Source organism: Mycobacterium terramassiliense (genome assembly GCF_900157385.1).
GTDB classification, from domain to species: Bacteria; Actinomycetota; Actinomycetes; order Mycobacteriales; family Mycobacteriaceae; genus Mycobacterium; species Mycobacterium terramassiliense.
Genome location: NZ_LT717700.1, coordinates 1,151,100 through 1,178,028, shown reverse-complemented (window position 1 = coordinate 1,178,028; position 26,929 = coordinate 1,151,100). Strand labels below are relative to the sequence as shown.

General features: G+C 70.2%; 20 protein-coding genes and 1 pseudogene. 9 read left to right on the top strand and 12 right to left on the bottom strand.

What is annotated here, in order from left to right; all coding sequences use genetic code 11:
- The coding region (locus tag MTAB308_RS13810) for a PE family protein (protein WP_077099917.1) at positions 1-1,353 on the bottom strand (1,353 nt) is incomplete at its 3' end.
- Between the two features lie 102 nt (positions 1,354-1,455).
- On the opposite strand from MTAB308_RS13810, the pseudogene MTAB308_RS13805 reads away from it, so the two are divergent.
- The 3 genes and pseudogenes from MTAB308_RS13805 to rfbA form a co-directional block, all read left to right on the top strand.
- Positions 1,456-2,208: pseudogene (locus MTAB308_RS13805) on the top strand (maleylpyruvate isomerase family mycothiol-dependent enzyme); the annotation flags it as partial.
- A 28-nt stretch (positions 2,209-2,236) separates the two neighbouring features.
- Positions 2,237-2,605: a nuclear transport factor 2 family protein gene (locus MTAB308_RS13800; RefSeq protein WP_077100186.1), complete on the top strand. Its 369-nt coding sequence runs from the start codon at positions 2,237-2,239 to the stop codon at positions 2,603-2,605.
- A gap of 22 nt (positions 2,606-2,627) precedes the next feature.
- The gene (gene rfbA, locus MTAB308_RS13795) at positions 2,628-3,497 is read left to right on the top strand and encodes a glucose-1-phosphate thymidylyltransferase RfbA (protein WP_077099916.1); all 870 of its coding nucleotides are present in this window, start codon (positions 2,628-2,630) and stop codon (positions 3,495-3,497) included.
- Here the strand turns inward: rfbA and MTAB308_RS13790 are convergent.
- The 4 genes from MTAB308_RS13790 to iniR all read right to left on the bottom strand — a co-directional run bounded on the left by MTAB308_RS13790 (position 3,445) and on the right by iniR (position 11,540).
- Positions 3,445-4,725, bottom strand: a complete 1,281-nt coding sequence (locus MTAB308_RS13790) for a YibE/F family protein (RefSeq protein WP_077099915.1) — start codon at positions 4,723-4,725, stop codon at positions 3,445-3,447. The genes rfbA and MTAB308_RS13790 overlap by 53 nt on opposite strands.
- A gap of 35 nt (positions 4,726-4,760) precedes the next feature.
- The gene (locus MTAB308_RS13785; protein WP_077099914.1) at positions 4,761-6,050 is read right to left on the bottom strand and encodes a pyridoxal phosphate-dependent aminotransferase; all 1,290 of its coding nucleotides are present in this window, start codon (positions 6,048-6,050) and stop codon (positions 4,761-4,763) included.
- Positions 6,051-6,079: 29 nt separating this feature from the next.
- Entirely contained in the window at positions 6,080-9,001 is a 2,922-nt protein-coding gene (locus MTAB308_RS13780; protein ID WP_077099913.1) for a heterodisulfide reductase-related iron-sulfur binding cluster, read from the bottom strand.
- Between the two features lie 100 nt (positions 9,002-9,101).
- Positions 9,102-11,540, bottom strand: a complete 2,439-nt coding sequence (gene iniR, locus MTAB308_RS13775; RefSeq protein WP_077099912.1) for an isoniazid response ATPase/transcriptional regulator IniR — start codon at positions 11,538-11,540, stop codon at positions 9,102-9,104.
- A gap of 186 nt (positions 11,541-11,726) precedes the next feature.
- On the opposite strand from iniR, the gene MTAB308_RS13770 reads away from it, so the two are divergent.
- On the top strand, positions 11,727-12,266 hold the full coding sequence (locus MTAB308_RS13770) for an Rv0340 family IniB-related protein (RefSeq protein ID WP_077100185.1): 540 nt from the start codon (positions 11,727-11,729) through the stop codon (positions 12,264-12,266).
- A 1,245-nt stretch (positions 12,267-13,511) separates the two neighbouring features.
- Here MTAB308_RS13770 and MTAB308_RS30290 read toward each other — a convergent pair.
- The gene (locus MTAB308_RS30290; protein WP_157900945.1) at positions 13,512-15,125 is read right to left on the bottom strand and encodes a hypothetical protein; all 1,614 of its coding nucleotides are present in this window, start codon (positions 15,123-15,125) and stop codon (positions 13,512-13,514) included.
- On the opposite strand from MTAB308_RS30290, the gene MTAB308_RS13755 reads away from it, so the two are divergent.
- From MTAB308_RS13755 to iniC, 3 genes are all read left to right on the top strand, one after another.
- Entirely contained in the window at positions 15,096-15,617 is a 522-nt protein-coding gene (locus tag MTAB308_RS13755; protein ID WP_157900944.1) for a hypothetical protein, read from the top strand. The two genes, MTAB308_RS30290 and MTAB308_RS13755, sit on opposite strands and share 30 nt — an antisense overlap.
- A 99-nt stretch (positions 15,618-15,716) precedes the next feature.
- A complete protein-coding gene (locus MTAB308_RS13750; protein ID WP_077099911.1) occupies positions 15,717-17,558 on the top strand; it encodes a dynamin-like GTPase family protein in 1,842 nt (613 codons plus the stop codon).
- The gene (iniC, locus tag MTAB308_RS13745; RefSeq protein ID WP_077099910.1) at positions 17,555-19,069 is read left to right on the top strand and encodes an isoniazid-induced dynamin-like GTPase IniC; all 1,515 of its coding nucleotides are present in this window, start codon (positions 17,555-17,557) and stop codon (positions 19,067-19,069) included. Before MTAB308_RS13750 ends, iniC begins: the two co-directional genes overlap by 4 nt.
- Here iniC and MTAB308_RS13740 read toward each other — a convergent pair.
- From MTAB308_RS13740 to MTAB308_RS13725, 4 genes are all read right to left on the bottom strand, one after another.
- The gene (locus MTAB308_RS13740) at positions 19,066-20,718 is read right to left on the bottom strand and encodes an Hsp70 family protein (RefSeq protein WP_077099909.1); all 1,653 of its coding nucleotides are present in this window, start codon (positions 20,716-20,718) and stop codon (positions 19,066-19,068) included. The genes iniC and MTAB308_RS13740 overlap by 4 nt on opposite strands.
- A 154-nt stretch (positions 20,719-20,872) precedes the next feature.
- Positions 20,873-21,445: a hypothetical protein gene (locus MTAB308_RS13735; RefSeq protein WP_077099908.1), complete on the bottom strand. Its 573-nt coding sequence runs from the start codon at positions 21,443-21,445 to the stop codon at positions 20,873-20,875.
- 56 nt (positions 21,446-21,501) lie between these two features.
- Positions 21,502-22,689 carry a sensor histidine kinase gene (locus MTAB308_RS13730; RefSeq protein ID WP_077099907.1) on the bottom strand — a complete coding sequence of 396 codons (1,188 nt, stop codon included), beginning with the start codon at positions 22,687-22,689 and terminating at the stop codon, positions 21,502-21,504.
- A 1-nt stretch (position 22,690) separates the two neighbouring features.
- Entirely contained in the window at positions 22,691-23,344 is a 654-nt protein-coding gene (locus MTAB308_RS13725) for a response regulator (protein ID WP_077099906.1), read from the bottom strand.
- Positions 23,345-23,494: 150 nt separating this feature from the next.
- Here MTAB308_RS13725 and MTAB308_RS13720 point away from each other — a divergent pair, with 150 nt between their 5' ends.
- Positions 23,495-23,821 (top strand): WhiB family transcriptional regulator, encoded by a 327-nt coding sequence (locus MTAB308_RS13720; RefSeq protein ID WP_281253100.1) that lies wholly within the window; start codon positions 23,495-23,497, stop codon positions 23,819-23,821.
- Here the strand turns inward: MTAB308_RS13720 and lipY are convergent.
- Positions 23,818-25,416 carry a triacylglycerol lipase LipY gene (gene lipY / locus MTAB308_RS13715; RefSeq protein ID WP_173842159.1) on the bottom strand — a complete coding sequence of 533 codons (1,599 nt, stop codon included), beginning with the start codon at positions 25,414-25,416 and terminating at the stop codon, positions 23,818-23,820. The genes MTAB308_RS13720 and lipY overlap by 4 nt on opposite strands.
- A 339-nt stretch (positions 25,417-25,755) precedes the next feature.
- On the opposite strand from lipY, the gene MTAB308_RS13710 reads away from it, so the two are divergent.
- Complete coding sequence (locus tag MTAB308_RS13710) at positions 25,756-26,235, top strand: CAP domain-containing protein (RefSeq protein WP_077099905.1); 480 nt, start codon at positions 25,756-25,758, stop codon at positions 26,233-26,235.
- 56 nt (positions 26,236-26,291) lie between these two features.
- On the opposite strand, the gene MTAB308_RS13705 is transcribed toward MTAB308_RS13710, so the two are convergent.
- Complete coding sequence (locus MTAB308_RS13705; RefSeq protein ID WP_077099904.1) at positions 26,292-26,891, bottom strand: hypothetical protein; 600 nt, start codon at positions 26,889-26,891, stop codon at positions 26,292-26,294.
- Positions 26,892-26,929: the final 38 nt, after the last annotated feature.

The following is a 26,929-nucleotide window of genomic DNA, read 5'->3' as shown; positions in this document are numbered from 1 at the left end:
GGTAGCGCCCGCTCCGCCGGCCCCTCCGGCGCCGCCGCTGCCGGACAGCCCGCCGGCGTTGCCGCCGCTGCCGCCGTCCCCGCCGGAGCCGCCGCCACCGGTGCCGCCGTTGCCGCCGCGCCCGGCGGTGCCCTGAAGGGGGCCGGAGTTGCCGCCGTGGCCGCCGGCCCCTCCGCTTCCCGTGACGCCGGTGCCGCCGTCGCCCCCGGCGCCGCCGTTGCCGGAGATGCCCCTGGTGGTGCCGCCGGCTCCGCCGGCGCCGCCGTTGATAGCGCCGGTTCCGCCGTCACCGCCGGCTCCCGCGGACCCTTCGAACCTGCCGCCGGCGCCCCCGTGGCCGCCGGCGCCGCCGTTACCCGTGGAGCCGGTGCCGCCGTGGCCGCCGGCGCCGCCGTTCCCCCACACCGTGCCGTTGCCGCCGTCGCCGCCAAAACCGCCGCTGCCGCCGAGGCCGTCGGCGCCGGCGCCGCCGACCCCGCCGGCGCCGAGGAGCCCGCCGTTGCCGCCGACGCCGCCGTTGCCGCCGTCGATGGCGCCCGTGCCACCGGCGCCGCCGGCGCCGCCGGTGGGCTGCGTGGGTCCGCCGATCCCGCCGTTGCTGGCGATGCTGAACAGCCCGCCGTTGCCGCCGGCTCCGCCGTTGCCGCCGGAGCCGCTCGTCGACAGCCCGCCCGCGCCGCCGGCTCCCCCGGCGCCGAAGATCCCGCCGTTGCCGCCGGCGCCGCCGTTCCCGCCGGGGGCGGCGGTAGTAGAGAACCCACCCGCGCCGCCGGCACCGCCGGCTCCGAAGAGCGCGCCGGCCCCGCCGTTACCGCCGTGGCCGGGAGTGGCACCCGACCAGCCGGCGCCGCCCGCGCCGGCGGCGCCGAGCAAGCCGGCGGCCCCGCCGTTGCCGCCGTTGGGGTGGCCGGCGCCGCCTGAACCACCGGCCCCGCCGTTGCCGATCAGGATGCCGGCGTCCCCGCCGTTGGCCCCGGTGCCCGGGGCCCCGTTGGCGCCGTTGCCGATCAGCGGGCGCCCGAACAGCGCCTCCGTCGGCGCGTTCATCGCGTTCACCAGGGTTTGCTGGACGTTGGCGGTCTCCGCGGTGGCGTACGAGGCCCCGCCCGCGCTCAAGGTCTGCACGAAGTGGTCGTGCAACGCCGCGGCCCGGGCGCCCAGCGCGTGAAAGTCCAGCGCGTGGCTGGAAAACAGCGAGGCGACCGCCACCGACACATCGTCGGCGCCCGCGGCCAGCACCCGTGTCGTCGAGGCCGCCGCGGCCGCCTGGGCGGCGCTGAGCGTGGAACCGATGCCGGCCAAGTCCGAAGCCGCCGCCCCCAGCGCCTCGGGTGCCGTGAGCACGAATGACATTCCCCCACACCTTTCGTCAGGTCCTAGGACGGACGTTATCGCTACCGCGGGGTCGGCGCAGTGGATCAACGGCTCCGGACCGGCGGGTAGCCTGACCGGGGGGACTATGCCGCCGCGTTCCTCGACGAGAACCGCGCGTTTGCCGAGCTTTTCCGCGACGTCGACGAGTCGGCGCCGGTGCCGACGTGCCCGGGCTGGACGCTCACCCAGCTGCTACGCCATGTCGGGCGCGGCGACCGCTGGGCGGCGCAGATCGTGCACGACCGGCTCGACCAGTACCTCGACCCGCGGACCGTGGCAGGCGGCAAGCCGCCACCGGATCCCGCCGACGCGATCTCCTGGCTGCAGGGCGGCGCGCAGCGGCTGGTCGACGCCGTCGAATTGTCGGGCGTGGAAACGCCGGTGTGGACGTTCCTCGGGACACGCCCGGCGAACTGGTGGGTCCGGCGGCGGCTGCACGAGACGGCGGTGCACCGCGCCGACGCCGCCCTCGCGACCGGCCGCGAGTTCACGCTCGACGCGGAAATCGCGGCCGACGCGATCACGGAATGGCTTGAGCGGGTTGCGATTCAGGCCGGAAGCGAGGGGGCGGCGCTGCCCCTCGAGGACGGCGACACCCTGCACCTGCACGCCACCGATCCCGGACTGGGTGACGCCGGCGAATGGACGATGCGCGTGGACGACGGCGGCATCACCTGGTCGCACGACCATGGCAAGGGCAGCGCGGCGCTGCGCGGCGGCGCCACCGAGTTGCTGCTGGCGATCGTTCGCCGGGTCCCGGTGGCCGACACCGGTATCCAACTGTTCGGCGATGACGCCGTGTGGCAAAAATGGCTGGACCGTACGCCCTTATAACTCGGGTGGACACGGTACCTTGCTGACCATGACCACATCGGAGATCGCCACCGTTCTGGCGTGGCACGACGCCCTCAACGCCTTCGATATGGAGACGTTGGAGGCGCTTTCCAGCGAAGACATCGAAATTGGCGACCCCCACGGGGCCGCCCAGGGCCACGAGGCGCTGCGCAGGTGGGCCGATTCCCAGCGAGGGACGGCAGAGCTCGGCCGGATGTACGTGCACGACGGCGTCGTGGTCGTCGAACAGAAGGTCAGCACCCCGGACGGGGGCGTCACCAATGCCGCGTCGGCGTTCCGGGTGGTCCGCGATCACGTCACCGCGGTGTTCCGGCACGACAGTCTGGCCGCCGCGCTGGCGGCCACCGAAGTCACCGAGGCCGACCTCGTCAACTAGCGGCCGAATAGGAGAGGCACTCATGCGCGGGATCATCCTGGCCGGCGGATCGGGCACCCGCCTGCACCCGATCACCATCGGCATCAGCAAGCAGTTGCTGCCGGTCTATGACAAACCGATGGTGTACTACCCGCTGTCCACGCTGATGATGGCCGGCATACGCGACATCCTGATCATCACGACGCCCCACGACGCGGCCGGCTTTCAGCGACTCCTCGGTGACGGTTCGCAATTCGGCATCAACCTCAGCTACATCCAGCAGGCCCAACCCGAAGGCCTGGCACAGGCTTTCGTGCTCGGTGAAAACCACCTGGGCAACGATTCGGCGGCTCTGGTGTTGGGCGACAACATCTTCTACGGCCCGGGCCTGGGCACCAGCCTGAGCCGCTTCCAAAGCATAAGCGGCGGAGCAATTTTCGCTTACTGGGTGGCCAACCCGTCGGCCTACGGCGTCGTCGAGTTCTCCGAGGACGGCATGGCGCTGTCGCTGGAGGAGAAGCCAGCCACGCCGAAGTCGCAATACGCGGTGCCGGGCCTGTACTTCTACGACAACGACGTGATCGAGATCGCCAAGAACTTGAAGAAGTCGCCGCGCGGTGAATACGAGATCACCGAGGTCAACCAGATCTACCTCAACCGGGGCCGGCTGTCGGTCGAGGTGATGGCCCGTGGGACGGCGTGGCTGGACACGGGCACCTTCGACTCGCTATTGGACGCCAGCGACTACGTCCGCACGCTGGAACGTCGCCAGGGACTCAAGGTCAGCGTTCCCGAGGAAATCGCGTGGCTGCAGGGCTGGATCACCGACGAGGAGCTGGCCGAACGGGCCCGGACCCTGGTCAAGTCGGGTTACGGCGACTACCTGCTGGGGCTGTTGGAGCAGCGGCGCTGACCTGGTCGGGCCCCGAAGCGGGTTTGGCCAGCACCGCGGCGATCCCCGTCGTCAACGGCACCGACAGCGCCAGCGCGATGCCGCCCACCGCGGAGCGGGCGAGCTCGATGGCCACGCTCTCGCTGGTCAGCACGTCAGTCAGGGAGCGGTTGGAGACGCTGAACAACAGCAGCAACGGCAGCGACGTGCCGGCGTAGGCCAGCACCAGCGTGTAGACCGTGCTGGCGATGTGGTCGCGGCCCACCCGGATGGCGCCCAAGAAAACCGCCCGCCGCGAGCCCCCGAGGTGGGCGAGCTCGAACACCGTCGACGCCTGGGTCACGGTGACGTCGTTGAGCACACCCAGCGACCCGATGATGAACCCGACGAGGAGCAGTCCGCTGATCGACACGTTGCCCAGATATGCCGAAACCTGGCCGTTCTGATCGTCCGACAGGCCGGTGAGATGCGCCAGATCGACTGCGGCCCAAGATAATCCGGCTGCCAGCAGCAACGCGGACAGGGTGCCCAGCAGCGCGGCGCTGGTGCGCAGGTTGACCCCGTGGGCAAGGTAGATCACCGCGTAAAGGATGGCCGCGGACGCCACCAGCGCGACCGGGACGGCCGGTGCGCCGTCGCGCAGCGCGGGCAGCAGGAACGCCACCAGCACCAGAAATGCGACCACGATGCCGACCAGCGCGAGCAGCCCGCGCCAGCGGGCCACCGCGACGATCACCACCGCAAACGCGACGGCAAGGGCAACCAGCTGCCAGCCGCGCTCGAAGTCGTAGAAGGCGTAGCTGGTCGTGCCCTGTTCGTCGACCTGCCGGACGAGCCGGACGCGATCACCCGGCGCGAAGTGCGGCTGCCCCGGCCCCGGCGACGACTCCAGCAGCGTCTTCGCGCCGGCGTTGGGCCCGGAATCGATGGCCATCAGCGTCTGCGTGCACCGCCCCGCGCCGGGGGCCGCCGGTTCCGGCGCCGTGGTGAGCACCTGACCCGCGGACGCGCTGCCGCAGTCGGCCAGGGCGCTGGACAGGACGTGCCCTCGCTGAGTGCTCACGGCGCCGCCGGCGGCGTTCTGAAAGGGCATCGGGATGTCGACGTGCTGGCGACTCGGCCAGAGCAACACCGCACCCGCGATCACGGCCACACCGATGGCGACCAGCAGCCCAACGACGATCTTGGCGGGCGCCGGGCCCAGCGGAGACGGGCCCCCGGACAAGCTGTGCGAGTGCGAGTGGGTCACCCGGTCGAGGGTAGAGGTCCCCGCTGCGAGCTTGCTTACTGCCGATAACTCGTCAGGAAGTTGCCCAGCCGCTCGATCGCCGCCGCGAGGTCGCGGGACCACGGCAGCGTCACGATGCGCAGGTGATCGGGCTCCGGCCAATTGAATCCGGTGCCCTGGGTCACCAGGATCTTCTCGGACAACAGCAGCTCGAGGACCAGTTGCTCGTCGTCGGCGACGTCGTAGACCTCGGGGTCCAATCGGGGAAACGCGTAGAGCGCGCCCTCGGGCTTGACGCAGGACACGCCCGGGATCTCGTTGAGTTTGGTCCAGGCGACGTCGCGCTGCTCGAGCAGCCGGCCGCCGGGAAGGACCAGGTCCTCGATGCTCTGATGGCCGCCGAGGGCGACCTGGATGGCGTGCTGCGCCGGGACGTTCGGGCACAATCGCATGTTGGCCAGCAGGCTGATTCCCTCGATGAAGCTGCTGGCGTGGTCCTTGGGGCCGGTGATGGCCAGCCAGCCGGCGCGGTAGCCGGCGACCCGGTAGGCCTTCGACAGGCCGTTGAAGGTCAGGCACAGCATGTCGGGTGCGAGCGAGGCCACGTTGATGTGCTTGGCGTCGTCGTAGAGGATCTTGTCGTAGATCTCGTCGGCGAGCAGGAGCAGTTGATGCTTGCGCGCCAATTCGACCATCTGGGTGAGGATTTCGCGACTGTAGACCGCGCCGGTCGGGTTGTTGGGATTGATCACGACCAGCGCCTTGGTGCGTTCGGTGATCTTGGATTCCAGGTCGGCGATGTTGGGCTGCCAGCCCTGCGTCTCGTCGCACAGGTAATGCACGGGGGTGCCCCCGGCCAGCGACGTCGACGCCGTCCACAGCGGGTAGTCCGGCGCCGGGATCAGCACCTGATCGCCGTTGTCGAGCAGGGCCTGCAGTGTCATCGTGATCAGCTCGGAGCACCCGTTGCCCAGGTACACGTCGTCGACGTCGAACCGGGGGAAGCCCTCGACCAACTCGTAGCGGGTGACCACCGCGCGCCGGGCGGGCAGGATGCCCTGCGAATCCGAGTAGCCCTGGGCGTACGGCAGGGCCTGGATCATGTCGCGCATGATCACGTCGGGTGCCTCGAAGCCGAACGGCGCCGGGTTGCCGATGTTGAGCTTGAGGATGCGGTGTCCCTCGGCCTCCAGCCGCGCGGCGTGCTGGTGCACCGGGCCGCGGATCTCGTACAGGACGTCCTGGAGCTTGGACGACTGCGCGAAGGTCCGCTGCCGGTGATGGCCGACGGCGTGCACGGGCAGCTGGTGGGTAGTCACGTCACCTATGGTGCCATCGATGTCCAGCGAAATTTGCTGACAGCATCAATTTGTGATCAACGTTTCCCCGGCGGGCGAGCGCCGCGCGCGATGCCCAGCCCCTTCACCGGCGCCGCGGGCTTTGCTGCGTCCCCGTCGGACTCCGCGGAAGGCTCCGGCTTGGGCTCGGCTTTCGCCTCGGGTTGCTCGGCGGCCTGCGCCTCGCTTGGTTCCGGCTTTTCCGCAGCCGCGGGGGCTGCCGGTGCCGCCTTCTTGGCGCCGGGTCGCTTGGCGCCGGCGGCGATGCCCAGTCCCTTGACCGGCGCGGCCGGTGCTTTGGGTTCCTCAGCTGCGGCGGCCTCTGCGGCTTGGGCCTCGGCGGGCGCTTCGGTCGCCTTGGCGGCGGCCGCGGGCGCGGCCTTCTTGGCGCCGGGTCGCTTGGCGCCGCCGGCGATACCCAGCCCCTTGACAGGTGCGGCGGGGGCGGCGGGGGCCTCGGGCGTGGCGGCTTTGGCCTCGGTGGCCGGTGCCGCCGCGGGCGCCGCCTTCTTGGCGCCGGGTCGCTTGGCGCCGCCGGCGATACCCAACCCCTTGGCAGGGGCGGCCTTCGCCGGCTCCGTGGACTTCGCCGGCTCGGCGGCCTTGGCGGGCTCGGGCTCGGGCTCCGGCTCCTCGGCCTTGGCCGGCGCTTCGGCAGGCGCGGTCGCGGTCGCGGCCTCGGCCTTGGGCTTTTCGGACGCCCGCTTCTCGGCTTCCTTTGCGGCCGTGCCCTTTTCGGGCAGGGTCGCCTTGTCGTACTCGAGCGACCCCAGCAGGATCTGGGCCACGTCGAGCACCTCGACACCGCTCCGGCCGGCTTCCTCCTGCCGGTCGTTGACGCCGTCGGTGACCATCACCCGGCAGAACGGGCAGCCGGTGGCGATCGTGGCGGCGTTGGTGGCCAGCGCTTCGTCGACGCGTTCGTGGTTGATCCGCTTGCCGATGTGCTCTTCCATCCACATGCGGGCCCCCCCGGCGCCGCAGCAGAAGCTGCGCTCGGCGTGGCGCGGCATCTCGGTGAGGTTGGCCCCCGCGGCGCCGATCAACTCCCGGGGCGCCTCGTACACCTTGTTGTGCCGGCCCAGGTAGCAGGGGTCGTGATAGGTGATGTCCTGCGAGACGGGCGTGACCGGCACCAGCTTCTTGTCGCGCACCAGGCGGTTGAGCAGCTGGGTGTGGTGCAGCACGGTGTAGTTGGAGCCCAGCTGCCGGTATTCCTTACCGAGGGTGTTGAAGCAGTGCGGGCAGGTCACCACGATCTTGCGGTCGACTGTCTCCACGCCCTCGAAGACCCCGTCCAGGGTTTCGACGGCCTGGGCGGCCAGCTGCTGGAACAGGAACTCGTTGCCCGACCGGCGCGCGGAGTCGCCGTTGCAGGACTCGCCGGTGCCCAGCACCAGGTACTTCACGCCGGCGACGGCGAGCAACTCGGCGACGGCCTTGGTGGTCTTCTTCGCCTTGTCGTCGTAGGCGCCCGCACAGCCCACCCAGAACAGGTACTCGAAGCCGTCGAAGCTGTCGACGTCCTCGCCGTACACCGGGACGTCGAAGTCGACCTCGTCGATCCAGTTGGTCCGGTCGGAGGCGTTCTGCCCCCACGGGTTGCCTTTGGTCTCGAGGTTTTTGAACAGCACCGACAGCTCGGAGGGGAACTCCGACTCCATCATCACCTGGTAGCGGCGCATGTCGACGATGTGATCGATGTGTTCGATGTCCACCGGGCACTGCTCGACGCAGGCCCCGCAGGTCACACAGGACCACAACACGTCGGGGTCGATGACGCCGCCCTGCTCTTCGGTGCCGACCAGCGGGCGGGTGGCCTGCGCCGGTCCCGAGCCCATCACGCGGCCGAAGCCCGATTCGGGGACGTGGTGCTCCTCGGCGTGCTTCTCGCCGGACAGTTCCTCGCCGATCCCGCCCTCCGGCGTGTTCTCGGCGGGTGTCTCCTTGGCGCCGAGGATGTAGGGGGCCTTGGCCATCCAGTGGTCGCGCAGGTCCATGATGACGAGCTTGGGCGACAACGGCTTTCCGGTGTTCCAGGCCGGACACTGCGACTGGCAACGCCCGCATTCGGTGCAGGTGGCGAAGTCGAGCATCCCCTTCCAGCTGAAGTCCTCGATCTTGCCGCGCCCGAATTCCGCGTCGTCGGGCGGGTTTTCGAAGTCGATCGGCTTGCCGTCGGCCTCGATCGGCAGCAGCGGGCCCAGCCCGTCGGGCAGCCGCTTGAAGATGACGTTGATGGGCGCCGTGAAGATGTGCAGGTGCTTGGAGTGCAGCACGATGATCAAAAACGCCAGCATGACCGCGATGTGCAGCAGCAGGGCCGTCGTCTCGATGATCTCGTTGGCCGGCTGGCCGAGCGGGCGCAGGATGGCACCGAACAGCTGCGACAGGAAGGCCCCCTTGCCGTAGGGGAGCGTGCCGTTGTTGACCGCGGACCCGCGGACCAGGACGTACGTCCAGATGACGTTGAAGATCATCAACAGCACCAGCCAGGCGCCGCCGGTGTGCGAGCCGTAAAACCTCGACGAGCGGCCGATCTCACGCGGGCTGCGCGTCAACCGGATGATCGCGAATGTGGTGATGCCGAGGAAGACGGCGGTGGCGAAGAAGTCCTGCAGGAAGCCCAGCGCGTCCCAGCGCCCGATGATCGGAATGTGGAAGTTGTCCTGGAACAGCAGCCCGTAGGCCTCGATGTAGACCGTCAGCAGGATAAAGAAGCCCCACATGGTGAAGAAGTGCGCCAGCCCGGGAATGGACCACTTCAGCAGCCGGCGCTGCCCGAAGACCTCGGCGATCTCGGTCCAGAGCCGCCTGCCGACGTGGTCGGTGTGCCCCGGGGCCGGTTTGCCGGAAGTAACCAGCCTGAATAAGAAAAGGACCCGCCGCGCGGCGAAGGCGAGCACGAGCAACGTCATGCCCATGCCCACGATCAGTCTGATGAGCATCTGCGTGGTCACAAAAACTCTCCCCGATGCATAGTTACTTAGCCTGGTCCGTTTCCCGATTGGCCCTGCTCATAGTTGCATCTACGCGGCTTTCGATGCGAGAAAGGCTGCCCTAACTTGCCGCTCGCGGGTCGCGTTGGCCTGCGATTGGGTCCTCCGGGGCCAGCATGGCGCGCAGCATCGACAGCATCTCCGAACGGGAGCCTGCGCCGAGCCGACGCCGGATCCGTGCGACGTGGTGCTCGACCGTCTTCGCCGAGATGAACAGCCGGCCACCGATGTCGCGGTAGGGCATTCCCAGCAGCAGAAGCTCGGCGACTTCGCGTTCGCGATCGGACAGCGCCGAGCCCGCCGCGGGGTGATGCGGCGCGGAGCGGGCGGCCGCTGCCGGCTCGGTGGGCGGCAGCTCGCCCTCACCGGCGCCCAGCTTGAGGTCCCGGGCCAGTTGCAGCATCGCCCCGGACACCCGCCCGTCGGGTGCTTGCAGCGCGGCCTGACCGGCGAGCCGGGTGGCGTCGGAGGTCAGCCCGGCGTTCGACAAGGCCCGCGCGGCCACGGTGACCTCGTCGGTGTCGACCTGATCGGCCAGGACTCGCAGCCACGTTCGGCCGGCGCCGGAAAGCGCACGCGCGAAGGTGCTGTCGCCGGCTGCCGCGCCGAGGGCCTGCGCGTGCGGCGCGACCGACTCCGGCGAGTTGGCCAGGATTCCCGCGTGGACCCCGGCCCAATGCATCGGCGCCGACCACAACGGCGGGTTGCCCAGCGATTCCAGTAGCCCGAAAGCTTGGTCCAGCGAGTGCCGCAGCCGGTCAACCCGGCGCAGCCGGGCGGCGGCCACCCACAATTCGCCCAATGGCAGCAGGTTGAACAGGTCGACGGAGCACTCCGCGAGCACCTCGATGGCGGCGTACCAATGCTGGTGCAGGGCACCCGCGTCGCCGCTGCGCCGCGCGATGGCCGTCTGCAGTGCGCCCACCCACAACGCGTCGCGGCGGTGCAGCCCGGCCGAACCGACGGCCGAGACGTCCGCGCCGGCCGCGGTCAGCTGCCCCTCCTGCATCTTGATCCAGCCCGACAGCAACGCGTGCCGCCGCTGGAACATCGGGCCGACCGCGGCGCCGGTCGCGCGGCCGATGACGCTGCGCGCGCGGACCGGATCGCCGCCATGGATCGCCGCCAAGGCGACCAGCGCGGCGGGGCTGTCCGGCAGGACTTCGGTCATCGACGGTTCGGCCCCGATGGCCTGGCCCAGCTTCGCCATCGCCGCCGGATACGGATGGTCGATGGTCAGCAGCAACCCCTCTGCGAGGCTGCGCGCGCCGCGTGCGGCCATGGTCGGCGGACCGGCGTCTTGGGGGCATAGCGCTACGCGCGCCGCGGCGAGATCGCCCGTCGCGGTGAGCGCGATCGCCGCGGCGGCGCCGACGACGGCGTCGGGGTGGGGCCCGAGCCAGCGGAACAGTTCGGCCGCCTGGCCCGCGTTGCCGTCGAGGACCGCGACGCTGGCGGCGACGCGAACCGCCGCCGCGCGTTCGGCGGAATCTGGCGAACCCAGCAGGCCGTCGGCCAAGGCCGCCGCGGCGGTGCAATCCCCGGCGCGCGCCAGCGCGTCGACGGCCCGGGACGCCAACCCGTCGGCGCCGGCGTCGACCGCCGCGCGGTACAGCCTCGCCGCGTGAACGAAATCACCCCGCGACGCGGCGGCCCGCCGACCCAGCAGGGCCGCCAGTCGATCGTCTTTGAGGCCGTGCTCGGCGAGTCGGAGCGCGAAGTCCGTCGACACCGTCGCCAGGTCGAGCTGCGAGCGCGCGAGCGCGGTCTCGACCTCTTGGTGGTGCGCATTGCCGATGAGATGGGCGACCGCGCCATGAACCAGCCGCAGGAATCCTGGCGTGTGCGACGGCTCGACGAGGCCGCCGGCGCGCGCCCGATCGACGAGCTGGCGCGCCTGTGTCGCCGAAATGCCCAGCGCTGCGGCCACATCCGTGGCCCCCACTTCCTGGGCCAGCGACATGATGAGGAGGGTGTCCAGGGTGAGCTCGTCGACTTGGCGCAACCGGTCGATCAGCGCGAACTTGGCCGCCCGCGCCGCCGGCTTGGCCCCGTCGGCCACCGCGCGCAACAGGAACGGAATTCCCGCGGTGGACTCGAGCAGCTCTTCGGCGACCGGCAGCGGACCGAGGGACACGCGTCGGCCGTCCCGCTCGATGGCCAGCGTCAGGTCCTGCAGGCGTTCCTGGGGTTCGGCGGCCACCACCACCGTCGCGCCGTCTGCCAAGCGTTGCGTGAGGGCCGCCAGCGCGTCGTCGGTCAGCAAGTGCGCATCGTCGACGACCAGTGCCGTGTCCGGCGGGTCGGTGGCGCGGGGCGGGCGTGCCAGCACCGTCAGGCCGGCATTGCGCAGATTCTCCCGTGCGGCCGCGAGAGCGGTGCTCTTTCCGGTACCGATCCCGCCGCTGATCAGCAGCCTGGCCGGCGCCGAGGGATCGTCGACCAGGGCCTCAATCGCATCGCGCGCCTTCGCCGGCATGTCCCCAGGGGCGTCGCCCATCGCGCTACCCCTTTCCCGCCAGGCGGCCCGCAACCGCAGTAATTTCCCCTAATGGGGCATCCCCTAATAGTGCCGTACGAGAGGCGGGTTTCGCACCGATCACGCTCGGTGTTCCGGCCGATACGATCGTCGTATCCGGCGGGGCCTGTCCTGTGGCGTCGGTCCTGGGTGACGAGGAGGTGTGTGTTGGCAAACTCGTTACTGGATTTTGTGATCTCGCTGGTGCGCGATCCAGACGCCGCCGCACGCTACGCCGCCGATCCCGCGCACGCGATCGCGGATGCCCACCTTACGGGCGTGACCAGCGCGGACGTGAATAACTTGATTCCAATGGTGTCCGACTCGCTGTCGATGGGCCATCCTGCCGCTTCCGCTGCGGGAACGCCTGTCGTCGAACCCGGCAACGTTTGGGCGAGCGGCGCAGCGGCGGCCGCCCTCGACGCTTTCACGCCGCACGCCCCAATCGGGGTGGTGGAGCAGCATGGCCCGGCACCCGGGGTGATCAGCCAACCGGCAGCCCCCGCCCCCGTCGTCGCGCCCGCCGATACGCCTCCTGCCGGGATCGATCCGCATGAGCCATCGGTGCTGCTCGCGGGCTTTGATGCACCCGATGGCGCGGTCGATCACGGTGTCTTCCCAGCAGACGATCTGGGCGCCTGGGACCACCCCGACGCTCACCCGCACCCCACCGTGGATGATCACCACGGCTTCGGGATCCACGGCTGACTTTCCTTCGCCGACTAACCGGCAGTTTATGCCGTTGAGCTGCCCAAATGCTGCGCTGAAATGGGCAGCTTCGCCGTGATGCCGAAACCGCGGCACGTCCCCCTAATCCCCTAACGGGCTGGCTCGGTCGATCCCTATGGGTGCTGGTGCAGCCGGGGGCTCAGACCCCGATTCCAGACCAGGGAGAAATCCATAGCGTGTATATCGAAATGCCGGTCGCCCCCGGCGAGCGGCTTCAGAAGAACGTGAAGGGAACCGATCATGGACGCGCTGATCCGATACATCATGGGCCTGTTCACCAGTCCCGACGCGGCGCAAGCCTTCCTCAATGGTCCCGAGCAGGCGATGACCCTCGCCGGGGTCAACGCGTCGCCCGAACAGTTCGCACTGGCGGCGGCCAACGCTTTGCCCGGGGTGGACCTCGGTGCCGACCCGGTCGGCGGCGTGCAGCAAGTCCTGACCGACCAGTACGGCTACGCCCCCGCCTATTCGGGTTATGACCCCGGCTATGCGGGCTACGACCCCGGCTACGGGGGATATGCGGGCCTTGTGCCGACTGTTGCCGAGGACGGCGCCGCGTTGGTCGGCGACGCCGTTGCGCCTGCGCTGTATGGCGCGGATGCCGTCCTCGGCGACGGCGGCGCGATCGTGGGCGGCCTCGGCGCGGGGTTGGTCAATTCGGTCGACGCCGGGCTGTGGAATGGCGTCGACGGCGGGTATGGCGGTGCCGGGTTCGGTTGGCAGCCCGGTTGGGGTGCTTTCGGGCCTGGCACGGGTGAGTTCGGACCCGGTTGGGGCGGCTTCCGGCCCGGCTGGGGCGACGGTGGACCTGGTTGGGGTGACCCCCGGCCTGGTTGGGGCGACGGGCCCCGTTGGGGCGACGGCGGACCTCGTTGGGGCGACCCCCGGCCTGGTTGGGGTGACGGGCCTCGATGGGGTGACGTCGGGCCTCGATGGGGTGAGTTCCGGCCCGGTTTCGGGACCGGTTGCGCTCCTGGCTGGGCCGGAGTTGGTCCAGGCGCGGGTGGCTTCGGTCCCGGGGGCCTTATCGGCGGCGGGCTCGGCGCTGGCGTCGGTGCCGATATTGGCGCGGGCTTGGGCCTTGGCGTCGGGGGTGGAGCTGGTTTGGGTGCTGAGATCAATGCCGGCTTGAGCCTCGGGTTCGGGGCCGGTCTGGGGGGCCAGACGGGTTTCGCCGCAGGCGGCCAGGCCGGCCTCGGCGCAGAGGTCGGTGCCGGCTTGGGCCTAGGGTTGGGGGCTGGAGTCGGCGCCCAAGCTGGTCTTGGTCTGGGCGGCCAGGCGGGTTTCGGTGGTGGCTTGGGCCTCGGACTTGGTGCGGCTGCGGGCGCTCGCGCCGGATTTGGCGGGGGCGTGGGACTTGCCGGCGAGGCTGGCCTGGGCGGCGAGGCCGGACTCGGCGCTCGCGCGGGTCTGGCCGGTGAAGCCGGCTTCGGTGGTGGTGCGGGTCTTGCCGGTGGTGCCGGTCTTCGCGGCGGTGTGGGTCTGGCTGGCGACGCCGGCTTCGGCGGTGGTGCGGGTCTCGCCGGTGGTGCGGGTCTGGCTGGTGGTGCGGGTCTTGCCGGTGGTGCGGGTCTGGCTGGTGGTGCGGGTCTGGCTGGTGGTGCGGGTCTTGCCGGTGGTGCGGGTCTGGCTGGTGGTGCGGGTCTCGCCGGTGGTGCGGGTCTTGCCGGTGGTGCCGGTCTTCGCGGGGGTGCGGGTCTGGCTGGTGGTGCCGGCTTCGGCGGTGGTGCGGGTCTTGCTGGGGGTGCGGGTCTTGCCGGTGGTGCGGGTCTTGCCGGCGGTGCCGGTCTTCGCGGGGGTGTGGGTCTGGCTGGCGACGCCGGCTTCGGCGGTGGCGCCGGAGTGGCTGGCGGTGCCGCGGCCTCCGGGGGTGCCGGCCTTGGCGCTGGGGCAGGAGTAGGCGGCGTGGCGGGCTTGGGCGCCCGAGCAGGTGGCGGCTTCACCGGCCAAGCGGGCGGTGGATTGAGCGGCGGTGTCGGTGGCCAAGCCGGTGGCGGTGTTGCCGGCCAGGTCGGCGGCGGATTCGGTGCCGGCGGTCAAGCCGGGGTCGGCGGTGGCGGTGGATTTGGCCTGGGCGCTGGAGGTCAGGCTGGTTTGGGCGCCGAGGCGGGTGTGGGCGCCCAAGCCGGACTCGCCGGCCAAGGCGGCCTTGCCTCGGGCGGTGGATTTGGTGCGGGTGGCCAGGCTGCTGGCGGCTTTGGTGGTGCGGTTGCCGGCGGGCTTGGCGGCCAGGCGGGTTTGGGAGCGCAAGCCGGACTTGCCAGCCAGGCAAGCTTGGGCGCCGGCGGCGGCCTCGCGGCAGGCGGTGGTCTGGCCGGTGCCGGCGGTGGTGGCGGCCTGGCCGGCGGCGCTGCCAACACGGCCCTCGTCGGCGGCGCGAGCGGTCAAGCCGGGTTGATCGCCAGCGAAGGCGCCGCGCTGAACGGCGCTGCCACGCCCCATGTTTCCGGCCCATTGGGCGGCGTCGGCGTAGGCGGTCAGGCCGGTGCCAGCGCCGCGGGCGGAGCGGGCCTGGGCATCGGAGGGGAACGCGGCGGCGCTGTTTTGAGCGGCGACAGCGCGTCCCTGGGCGGCCACGCGACGCCCCAAATGGCGACGCCGTCCGTCTCCGGCGGGGCGGGTGTGGGCGGCCAGGCCGGCGCCGGCGGCACTGCCGCGGCCGGAATCGCAGGCAGCCACCCTGGAGGTGCGGTCGGAGGCGGCATCACCGGTGGCGCCGAAGGCGGCATGACCGGAGGCGGCGTGCCCGGCGGCGACCACCCCGGCGGTGGGGTCGGCGGTGTCACGACGGGCGGGGCCGGCGGCGGCGTGGCCGGTGGCCCTGGCGCTGGTGCCCACGGGCAGATCCTCGGCCAGGAAGGTGCCTCGCTCGGCGCCGGCGCCCCCGTCAACGCCGGTGGTGGCCCGGTCACCTCAGGTGGAGTTCCGGCCCAACACAGCCCGGTCGCACCGGGTGGCCAGGGCCCGGTCATTCAGGGCGGCGGCGGTGCTGGCGGCGCCGCCGGAGGCCACGCGACGCCCCCGTCGAACCCCGGCTCGGTGATCCAAAGCCCGGGCGGCGGTGGCCCGGTCAGCCAAGGCGGCACCGGCACCCCGGTGATCCAGCAGCCGGCACATTCGCCGGCTCCGGTCGACCACTCGCCCGCCCCGGTGCAGCACACGCCGGCTCCGGTGCAGCACACGCCGGCCCCGGTGGAACACTCGCCGGCCCCGGCGCCGCACAGCCCGTCGGTGTTCGAGGGCACACCGCACGAGCCGGCACCGGTACACGCTCCGGCGCCTGCCCCGCACCCGGCACCAAGCGCCCATCCGGTCGGGCCGCACGGCTAGTGATCCCGGACGCGTCACGGCGGCGGGGACCTTGTTGGGTCTCCGCCGCCTCACGCATACCGTGATCTCAGTGCATCAGCGAGAAAGTGGGGCAGCACGGTGACACAACCCGACGACCCCCGGCGGGTCAACGTCATCGTCGAATTGATCGACCACACCATCGCCATTGCCGAACTCAACGACCGCGGCGACCTCGCGCAGCGGCTGACCCGGGCCCGCGAGCGCATTCTCGACCCGCGAATCCGCGTGGTCATCGCCGGGCAGCTCAAACAGGGCAAGAGCCAGCTGCTCAACTCGCTGCTGAATCTGCCCGTGGCGCGGGTCGGCGACGACGAGGCCACCGTGGTGATCACCGTCGTCGGCTATGGCGACCCGCCGTCGGCCCGCCTGGTCGTGGCTGCGGGGCCCAACGGCGAACCCGCGTCCATCGAGATTCCCGTGGATGACCTCAACACCGACCTGCGCCACGCGCCGCAAGCCGGCAACCGCGAGGTGCTGCGCGTGGAGATCGGCGCGCCCAGCCCGCTGCTGCAGGGCGGCCTGGTGTTCGTCGACACCCCCGGCGTGGGCGGCCACGGGCAGCGGCACCTGTCGGCGACGCTCGGGTTGCTGCCCGATGCCGACGCCCTGTTGATGGTCAGCGACACCAGCCAGGAGTTGACCGAGCCGGAGATGCGGTTCATCAGCCAGGCGCATCAGATCTGCCCCGTCGCGGTATTGGCGGCGACCAAGACCGACCTGTACCCGCATTGGCGCGACATCGTCAACGCCAACGCCGGGCACCTGCAGCGCGCGGGCGTGGCGATCCCGATCCTGCCGGTCTCGTCGCTGTTGCGCAGCCACGCTGTGGCACTCAACGACAAAGAACTCAACGACGAGTCCAATTTCCCATCGATCATCAAATTTCTCAGCGAAAAGGTGCTTTCCCGCCAGACGGACCGGGTGCGGGATCAGGTCCTCTACGAGATCCGTTCTGCTGCGCAGCATTTGGCGATGTCGGTGGGATCCGAGCTGGCGGTGGTCGACGATCCGGACCTCCGCGACCGGCTCGCCGACGACTTGGAGCGCCGCAAGCGGCAAGCGCAGGATGCGCTCAACCAATCGGCGCTGTGGCAGCAGGTGCTCAACGACGGATTCACCGACCTGTATGCCGACGTCGACCATGACATGCGGGCCCGCTTCCGGGCCCTCACCGAAGACATTGAGCGCCAGATAGATTCGTGCGACCCGACCCGGCACTGGGCCGAGATCGGCACCGACACCGAGAATGCGGTCGCCACCGCCGTCGGGGACAACTTCGTGTGGGCCTATCGACGAGCCGAGGCCCTGGCCGACGAGGTGGCGCGCTCGTTCGCCGATGCGGGGCTGGACTCGGTGCTGTCCCCGGAACTGACCGGGCGGCTGATGGGTGGCGATTTCGGCCGGCTCAAGTCGCTGGCGGAACTGGAGTCCAAGCCCGCCGGTAAGGGGCAGAAGGTCGTCACCGGCCTGCGGGGTTCCTATGGCGGCGTGGTGATGATCGGCATGCTGTCGTCGGTGGCCGGCCTGGGCCTGTTCAACCCGCTGTCGCTGGGTGCGGGTCTGCTGTTGGGCCGGATGGCCTACAAGGAGGACCGGGAGCACCGGCTGTTGCGGGCGCGCGCCGAGGCGAAGACCAACGTCCGGCGCTTCGTCGATGACGTGTCGTTCGTGGTCGGCAAGGAATCCCGCGACCGGCTCAAAGCGATCCACCGCACGCTGCGCGACCACTACCGTGACATCGGCGACGAGGTCACCCGTTCGCTCAACGAATCGCTGCAAGCCACCATCACCGCGGCGCACCTCGAGGAAGCCGAGCGCGACAATAATGTTCGTGAGCTGGAGCGGCAGTTGAACATCCTGGAGCAGGTCCTCGACAACGTGGACAAGTTGACCCCCCCGGTGACCGCGGGACGGTCGTGAGCACGAGCGATCAAGTCCGCGCGATTCTCGGCGGAACAATCCAGGCCTACCGGGGCGAGCCCGCGTATCGGCATCGTCCGGAGGTCTTCTACGAACTGGAGCGCATCGGCGGGCGCCTGAACGAACCCATCCGCATCGCGCTGGCCGGAACGCTGAAGGCCGGAAAGTCCACTCTCGTCAACGCTTTGGTGGGGGAGGACATCGCACCGACGGACGCCACCGAAGCCACCCGGATCGTGACGTGGTTTCGGCACGGCCCGACGCCGAAGGTCACCGCCAATCATTGGAGAGGACGGCGCTCGAATGTCCCGATCAACCGCAGCGCCGGCCTGACGTTCGACTTCCGCGCGCTCAACCCCGCCGATGTGGCCGACCTGGACGTCGAATGGCCCGCGGAAGAGCTGGCCAGCGCGACCATCATCGACACCCCGGGGACGTCGTCGCTCACGCGCGATGCCTCGGAGCGCACGCTGCAGCTGCTGATCCCCCCGGACGGGGTGCCGCGGGTCGATGCGGTGGTGTTCCTGTTGCGCACCCTCAACGCCGCAGATGTGGCGCTGCTCAAGCAGATCGGTCACCTCGTGGGTGGTTCGGCGGGAGCCCTGGGCATCATCGGTGTGGCGTCGCGCGCCGACGAGATCGGCGCGGGCCGCATCGACGCGATGCTTTCGGCGGCCGACGTCGCGCAGCGGTTCACCCGTGAGATGAATCAGACCGGCATCTGCCAAGCGGTGGTGCCGGTGTCTGGGCTGCTCGCGCTGACCGCGCGCACGCTGCGCCAGAGCGAGTTCGTCGCGCTGCAAAAGCTCGCCGGCGTCGACAGCGCCACGCTCAACAAGGCCATGCTCAGCGTCGATCGCTTCGTGCGGGTCGACAGCCCACTGCCGGTGGACGCCGGCACGCGCGCGCAATTGCTCGACCGGTTCGGCATGTTCGGCATCCGGATATCGATCGCGGTGCTGGCGGCCGGGGTGACCAACGCGGCGGGTTTGGCCGACGAACTTCTGGAACGCAGCGGGCTGGTGGCGCTGCGGCGGGTCATCGATCAGCAATTCGCGCAACGCTCCGACATGCTCAAGGCGCACACCGCGCTGGTGTCGTTGCGCCGATTCGTCGAGGTGTTTCCCATCGTGGCCACGCCGTACATCATCGCCGACATCGACCCGCTGCTGGCCGACACCCACGCCTTCGAGGAACTTCGGTTGCTCAGCCAATTATCTTGCCGTCCAACGACATTGAACGAGGACGAAATCGTTTCGCTGCGCCGCGTGATCGGCGGGTCGGGCACCGACCCCGCCAGCAGGCTGGGCCTGAGCCCCGGCGATGTGTACGGGCACGAGGGCCCGCGTGCCGCCTTCGCCGCGGCCCAGCGGTGGCGCCGCCGGGCCGAGCATCCCCTGAATGATCCGTTCACCACCAGGGCCTGTCGCGCCGCGGTGCGCAGCGCCGAGGCGATGGTGGCGGATTTCGCCGCGCGCGGATTCGACGCGTCCGACGTCCGGCCCGGCTAGCGCGGGGGAAAGGGCAGCCCGGGGTGAGTCGGTCTTTCCCGGGTGGTCGTCGGCGCCGCGGTGGTCGTCGGCGCCGACGACGTGGTGGTGGGCGCGGCGCTGGTGGTGGTGGGCGCGGCGCTGGTGGTGGTGGGCGCCGGCGTCGTCGTAGTGGGCGCCTGGCTTGTCGTCGTGTCGGACGGCTGCGGTGGGGGCGGGATCACCGTGACGGTGGTGGTGCCGTTCGGCGCCGTGATCGTCTCTGTTTGCGACGTCAGCGGCGGCGCCGGTTGGTTGGGCGGGGTGGTGTTGACGGGGCTCGTCTTGTCGCGGCCCAGGGTCAGCGCCAACACGACCGCAAGAAGCACGGCCGCGGCCGCGCCGACGACGCTCAATACCAGCGCCGTGCGCTTGTACCACGGCAGCGAAGCGGGCACGGTGGCGTAACGGGCGCTGTCGGCATCGCCGGATCCCGTTGATTCCCTGCCATATTCGCCAGTCATGTCGGGTCCCGCATACGGGACAGGCTCGGCGCCGTCGTCGTCCTGCGACCACGCCACGGGACTGGCGCCCTCGGCGACCCGGGCGGTCTCCACCAATTCGGTCGGATTCTCGACGACGCGGCTCGCCGCGGTCGCTGTGCCCGCCCCCGCCTGCAGGGCGCCGAGCGACGCCGCGCCGATGGCGGCGCTGAACGCGGGCTGCGGCGCGGTGTGGACCGGCGCCTGCAGGCGCTCGGAGAGGCGAGTGCCGATCAGCGGGATGGCCGCTCCCCCGCCGACGGCCGCCACGGCCGCCAGGCTGGATCGCTGAATCCCGTTGCGCTGCAGGGTGTCTTCCAGGGTGCTGACGAATCGGTCCAGCGGTGGCGAGATGAGTTGCTCGAACTCGGCGCGGGAAAGCCGGACCTCGCCGCCGGAACCCGCCCCGACCGTGGCCGCGGTGGCAGTCGACAGCTGCTCCTTGGCGCGACGGCACGCGGCGAGCAGCCGGGACTGCGAGCCGATCCGCGCGGTGCTGGCCAGGTCGGCGCTGGTGGCGTCGGAGGCGCCCGCGCGCACGTAATCGAGGATGAGTTGATCGACTGCGTCGCCGGAGAAGTCGGTGTTGCGCACCGACGGACCGATCTGCTGAAGGTTCGCTCCGGCATCGATCAGAGTGACGCTGGTGCCGCTGGCGCCGAAGTCGCACAGGGCGACGACGCCCTGGGCCGGAAACCCCGGCCTGGCGCGCAGCGCCGCCAGGGCGGCCGTGGCGTCGGAAACCAGGGCCGGCGCCACCCCGCCGCGCGTCAGATCCCGCTGGGCGAAGAATTCCTCGCGCAGCGCGGTGGTCTGCGCCTCGGACCAATAGGCCGGGACCGCGATGGTGACCGGTGTTCCGTAGCCGACCGTGCGCGCCATGGCTTCGATCGCTTCGACCGTCAGCACCTCACCGAGGTACTTCGTCCCGTCCGCCGCCACCAACGGCGCCCGGTCGCCGACCCGCTCGACGAACCCGCGCAGCACCAGCCCGGATTCGGTCAGGTTCGGGTTTTCTTCCGGCAGGCCGATTTCGGTCGGCCGGTGCTCGAACAGCGTCAACACGGCACTGCGGACCACCGGGGCACCGCCCTCGCGGGCCGCAACCAGGTTGGCTGCCCCTATCGACAACCCGAGCGACTCGCTCATATCGCACACCCCATGGCAGCGAGTCTATGAGCGCGGCGCGATCGCGGGGCGGCGACGGCCGCCGCGGGAAAGCGTCGATCAGGTAAATCTGCAGACAAAGTGCGAGTGCAGCCCGCCAGAATTACGGGCTCGACGACCCGAGCCGGACAGGCAATCAGCCGATGCCGGGCGGCAGCGTGATCACCGTCGGGACCTCGGGAATGGTGATCACGGACGGCAGCGACGGCAGATGGTGCCGATGCGTCGGCTGCGGTTGGTTCGGCTGGCGCGTCTGCTGCTGGGTGGGCTGCTGGGCCGGCGGCTCGACCGCGCTGCTGGTGGGCGGTGGGGCGGACGACTCGGTGGTGGTGGGCGGCGCGGACGACTCGGTGGTCGTCGCGGTCGTCGGGGTGGTGCTGCTCGTGGTGCTCGGGGTGTGGCTGGTGCCCTGGTCGCCCTGAATCAGCTGCATGAGCCCGTAGACGATCAGCGCGAGCAGGACCGCGACCGCGATCACCCACGCGATGACCCCCAGCGGCCGCCGATACCAAGGCGTGGGCTCGGGTTCCTGATCGAACGCATCGAGCGCCTCGGGTGCGTCGGGTGCGTCGGGTGCCTCCGGCTGATCCGGCGGGAGGTCCGTGGGCGGCGGTGATCCGCCCGGCCTCGGGGGGCCGCCCGGGCCGCCATAGTTCGCAAACTGCGTCCGCTGATTGTGGAAGTCGTCCGGTGGGCCGTTGGGTGCCACGGCACCGATGGTACTGACCCCGCCTCTCCGGCCAGCTCAGCACCGGCGCGGCGTGTTCAGTCGGCGCCGGCCGGGGCGGTCACCGAGGCCCGCGTCCCACCACCGACCGCCGACGTGAGCTTCATCGATCCGCCCATCGCCTCGACGCGAACCGCCAGCGACGCCAGTCCGATGTGCCCGTCGGCCACGCATCGATCCAGCAGGGCCGGATCGAGACCCACTCCGTCGTCGACGACGCTGAGCGTGATGGCGTCGCCGGCCCGGGCGAGGCGCACCCGCACGGTGCCGGCCTGCGCGTGCTTGTAGGCGTTGGCGAGCAGTTCGCGGGCCGCCCGGTACAACAGGGACTGCGACCGCGGCCGGTCGACCTCTTCGAGATCGGCCTCGACGGCGAAGCTCCCGCGGAGCTCGTAGGCCCGTATCAGCTCGCGCAGCGCGGCGGTGAGACCGACTTCGGTGAGCACCTGGGGATGTAGCGAGGTGACGGTGCTGCGCAGCCGGGTCGCCGTCTCCTGTATCGCTTGGTACGCCGCGTCGAGTCCGGGGTCGGCATGCCGTTCGCGGACTTCGTCGAGTTCGAGCTTCGCCGCCAGCAGATCCTGCAGCGGCCCGTCGTGCAGGTGCTCGGCCAGTGCGCGGGCGTTGCGCTCGTCGGCGCGCATCGCCTCCGACACGAGCGTGCGGCGCATCTCGAGCAGTGCCGCCACGCGCGCCGCGGCGCGGGTCAGGAAATAACACAGGGCCGTCATCGCGGCCGCCAGCCACAGCAGCAAACCGAAATGGGTGTACACCACGCTCGGCAGCTCGACCGTGTCGTCGCGCTTGGAGTAGACGATCCACACTCCGAGATACCCGACGGCGGTGCAGATCCCCACGGCGGCGGCCAGCGCCGGACGATCCTGGAACGCCACCGAAATGGGCAGCAGGAAGAACACCGGCAGCAACGCCACGGTGGCGCCGCCCGACACCACGCACAGCGCCACCACAGTTAGCACGTCGATACCCGTCGACGCCCAGCCGGCCCACGTCGGCACCGGGCCGCGCAGCACCACCACCACCCACACCAGCGCGGCGACGCTATAGGTCCCGAGGATCACCGCGTAGGCCAACGGCAGCCAGTGCTCGACCTCCCACACCGAGACCAACAAGACGATCAGGCCGATCAGCGGCAGGCGCAGGAACGCCGACAAGCGGACGGGCTCGGCCGCCACGAAGTCGACCATTCGAGCCAGCGGGCGGGCCATGCTATTCGAGCAGCCCGCGCCGCATCGCGGCCGCGACGGCCGCGGCGCGATCGTTGACGCCGAGTTTCTCGTACAGCCGTTGCGCGTGGGTCTTGATCGTGGACGGCGCCAGGTACAGTTCCGCGGCGATCGCGGGGATGGTGTAACCCTGGGCGATCAGGTTCAGCACCTCGCGCTCGCGGGTGCTGAGCGCCGGTGCCGGGGCCTCGCCGCGGCGGCGGATCTCGCCCGCGAGGCCGGCGGCAAGGGCCGGCGGGACGACGTCTCGACCCTGAGCGCAGTCCAGCACGCCCCGCACGATCTCGGCTTTCGTCGATTCCTTGGGCAGGAACCCGGCGGCGCCCTCCGCCAGGGCGTGAAAGACGATCTCCGACTCGTCGTGCGCCGATAGCAGCAACACCCGCGTCGGCAGGTCATCAGACCGCACCGCGGCGGCGACCTTGGCACCGTCCATTCCGGGCATCCGGTAATCGAGCAGGGCGACGTGCGGCAGGTGGGTCTTGATCAGCGCCAGGGCGGCGATGCCGTCGTCGGCTTCGGCGACGACGTCCACTTCGCCGCTGGACGTCAACGCGCGCACCACCCCATCGCGGAACAGCGGGTGATCGTCGCCGACGACCACCCGCACTTTCTCGGTCGTTGCCCGGCCGACCATGCCGCTCAGTGTCACACAGAGGTTGCCGCGGTTTCCCCCAATCGGGGGACGCGCGATTCATCCCCCGCTCCGACCGGTCGGCGGACAGACAGCGGTGGGCCGCCCCGGGATAGTCATTGCCCGGGGGTGGAACCCGGCAGAAGGATCGACGTGTCCAACATCAGGGATGTAACCACCGTTTCCGTCGTCAGGGTGCCCGAGGCCCGCCTCGAATGGGTGTCCAAGGCGCTGTGTCGCACCACCGATCCCGAAGAGCTCTTCGTCCGCGGAGCCGCGCAGCGGAAAGCCGCCGCCATTTGCCGGCACTGCCCGGTCGTCGCCGAGTGTCTCGCCGACGCGCTCGACAACCAGATGGAATTCGGCGTGTGGGGCGGCATGACCGAGCGCCAGCGACGGGCGTTGCTCAAGCAGCATCCCGAGGTGGGCTCCTGGTCCGAGTTGCTCGCCGGTCGGCGCAAGCGCCGCAGGACGGGCTAGGCGGTCAGCCCGAGCTCCTGGTCGATCTGCGGCCAGTACTGCGGACCGTCCACGGTGAGGATGATCCAGTCGTGGATCTGGCCGTTGGCCAACACGAAGCTGAAGGGGGCGCCCGCCGTAGCGGCCTCCTGCTGGAGGACGAGCACGTCGGGCGAGAGTGAATCGAGGTTGCCCGAGTAGACGTACGTCGGTGGAAGTTTGCTGAGAACAGACGGCGACGCATACAGCGGGCTCACCCTCGGATCGGTCACGGAAAGGCCGGCCGCCCACTCCCTGCCGATCACTTGGCCGGGCCCCACCGGAAGCAGCGGATCCTGGACGAACGCGATGTTCGGGTTGCTGAACGTGACGTCCAGCCACGGGGACAGCAGGACCATCGACGACGGCACGGGGGCAAGCGGGTTCTGCGTCAGGGTGTACTCCTCGGCCGCCAGCGCGAGGTTGCCGCCCGCGGAGTCACCGATCACGCTGACGTGCGGCGCCCCGTGCGCGGTGATCTGCGAGTTGATGAAGCCGGCCATATTGGGCACCACCGTGCCGGCGGTGCCGCCCTGCTGCAGCAACGGGTAGATCGGCACCTCGATGGTCGCGCCGGTCTGGTAGGCCATCACGGTGTAGTCGAGCCAGTGGAAGATCGACGGCGCGAAAATGAACGCGCCGCCGTGGATGGCGACCACGTAGTCGCCGTTGGGATGAGCCGGCGTGATCTGCACGACGGGCATCCCGTTGTACGTGGTGTGCTGCACCGACTCTCCGAGCAACAACGGCAACAACTTTGGCGGGGTGTTGCTGAGACCTATCCCCAGGAGCGGATTGTTGCCGGTAAACAGCTGCAGGAGGGGGGAACTCGGCGACTCGATGTAGTTCTGCAGTCCGGAGAAGGCCAGGAACGGTTTGACCGGGTACAGCGCGGCTTCCTCGAATCTGGTTATCAGCGAGGGCCCGCCGGTGAAAGTCCCCGTCTGCGTTGCCGAGAAGGGCGGCGCGGCCGGCGCGCCGAAGATCGTGCCGACGACCGTGTTGGCCAGGTTGTTGAAGCCGCCCTCGAGGGCTTGGGCGAATTCGCCGGGCAGATTTTCCAGCGCCAGTTCCCAGTTGCCCAGCTGCGCAACCGTCGCCGACGCGCTGGCGTGATACCCGCCCATCGCGGCGACATCCTGCGCCCACATCCGCTCGTATTCGGCCTCGGCGGCCGCGATGGCGGGGGCGTTTTGTCCGAACAGGTTCGAGATCACCAGCGACACCAGCTGGCCGCGGTTGGCCGTGATCGATCCCGGATCCACGATCGTCGCGAGCGCGGCCTCGTAGGCACTGGCCGCCGCCCGCGCTTGGGCCGCCGACTCTTCGGCCTGCGCCGCCGCCCCGCCCAGCCAGTCCACATATCCGGCGGCCGCGTTGGTCATGGAGGCCGACGAGGGGCCCTGCCAGGCCTGGCCGGCCAGATCCGAGGTGACGGAGCTGAATGCGTTGGCGGCCGCGCTCAGCTCACTGCGAATTCCGTCCCAGGCCGCCGCCGCCTCCAGCATCGGCCCCGGGCCCGGTCCATCGAGCAGCAGCAGCGAATTGAGCTCGGGCGGAAACACCGAAAAGTTCATCATTGCTCCCCTCGATCACCGTTGATCAAACCCCACTGCAGCAACGTACAGTCCGAATTCCGCTCGCGGTCAGGAACCCGCGGGTGGCGATGGGATACCCACCGCTGACCAAATCCAGTCCTGCGCTTTCAGGCGCTCAGAGCGGCATGTCCTCGTGACATCGCCCGCACGTGTCGGCAGCGCACCCGCTTTCCGGCGGCGTGTGTGGACCCGACACGGCCGCAACTGTCGTCTCGACGTGTCCACTTAACAAACCACATCTTTCCTGATTTTTTATGGTCGAAAGCGGGTAGCCTTTGTTTGCTGAACAGCAGGATCGAGCGCGTGGGCAGAGGCAACATGGCGAAAAAGATCAAGATCGTCGCCGCCTTCTCGATGTGCCCTGTCTTCATCACGGCTCTCTGCTCAACTACTGATTGTGCTGCGCGCGCGGACGATTCGGGGACCGCGGTCTACAGCGGCGTCAACCGGATTCGCCAGACATGCGGGGCGATCCGCGACGACCCGCGGTTGACGGCGGCAGCGCAACGGCACGCCAACGACATGCTGAAGAACGGTGTGGGCGGCCATGTCGGCTCGGACGGCTCTTCACCGCAGGCGCGTATCGCGGAGGCGGGCTACACCAGCGCCAACTACACCGGTGAGATCGTGTACTGGGGCACAGGACCCGCTGCGACGCCGAGCGTAGCGGTCGACCAGTGGATGGAAAGTCCTCCGCACCGAGCGATCATCTTGAACTGCGCATTCACCGCAGCCGGTTTCGCCACCGCCTCGGATGGCAACAAGATGACCGCAGTCGGTGACTTCGCTGGTCCTTGAGGTCCACGCCCGCCTCGACGCGGCCATGTGACCCGCTGACCACAGCTTTCAGCCGCTCAGAACGTGTTGACCTTTTCGACGCTGACGAACATGCCGTGGCCGGTGTGGTCGTTGGTGAAGCGGGTGCCTTCTTCGGTCGCGTTGATCGTCCAGCCCTGCGCAGCGTAGGTCTTGTAGTCGATGGTGACCGTCGGGATGGCGCCCAGGTTGCCCAGCACCCACTGAACGTTGCCGCCGGAGCTGATGCTCACGCCGTTGGCGTGCTCGCCGTCCTGCAGCGGGGAGTTGGTGAACGGCGCCTCGCAGCCGACGGTGTCCTTGTTGATCTGGCAGCGCGTGACGCCGGACTTGGTCTCGATGAAGACGTAGCCGTTGTGGTCCGGCGGGAGCGGGATGGCGCCCACCGGAGGCGTGGTCGGGGCCGCCGGACCGGTCGGGCCCGGCGGTGGGGCCGCGGTGGCGCTGGGGGCCGGCGTCGTGACGCTCGGTCGCGGGGTGGGGAAGGTGGGTTCGACGGGCCCGGCTCCCGGCGCGGCCACCGGCTTGCCCTCGATGGTGGAGGTGCAGCCGTTAATCAATGTGGGACCGGCCAGCAGGGGGACCAGCAGCAGCGAGCCCCCGGCCAGACTCCGCCGCGCTTTCTGCGATAACTGCACCCGCCGCTCCCGAAGATTCTCAGATTCAGCGCTCAGAG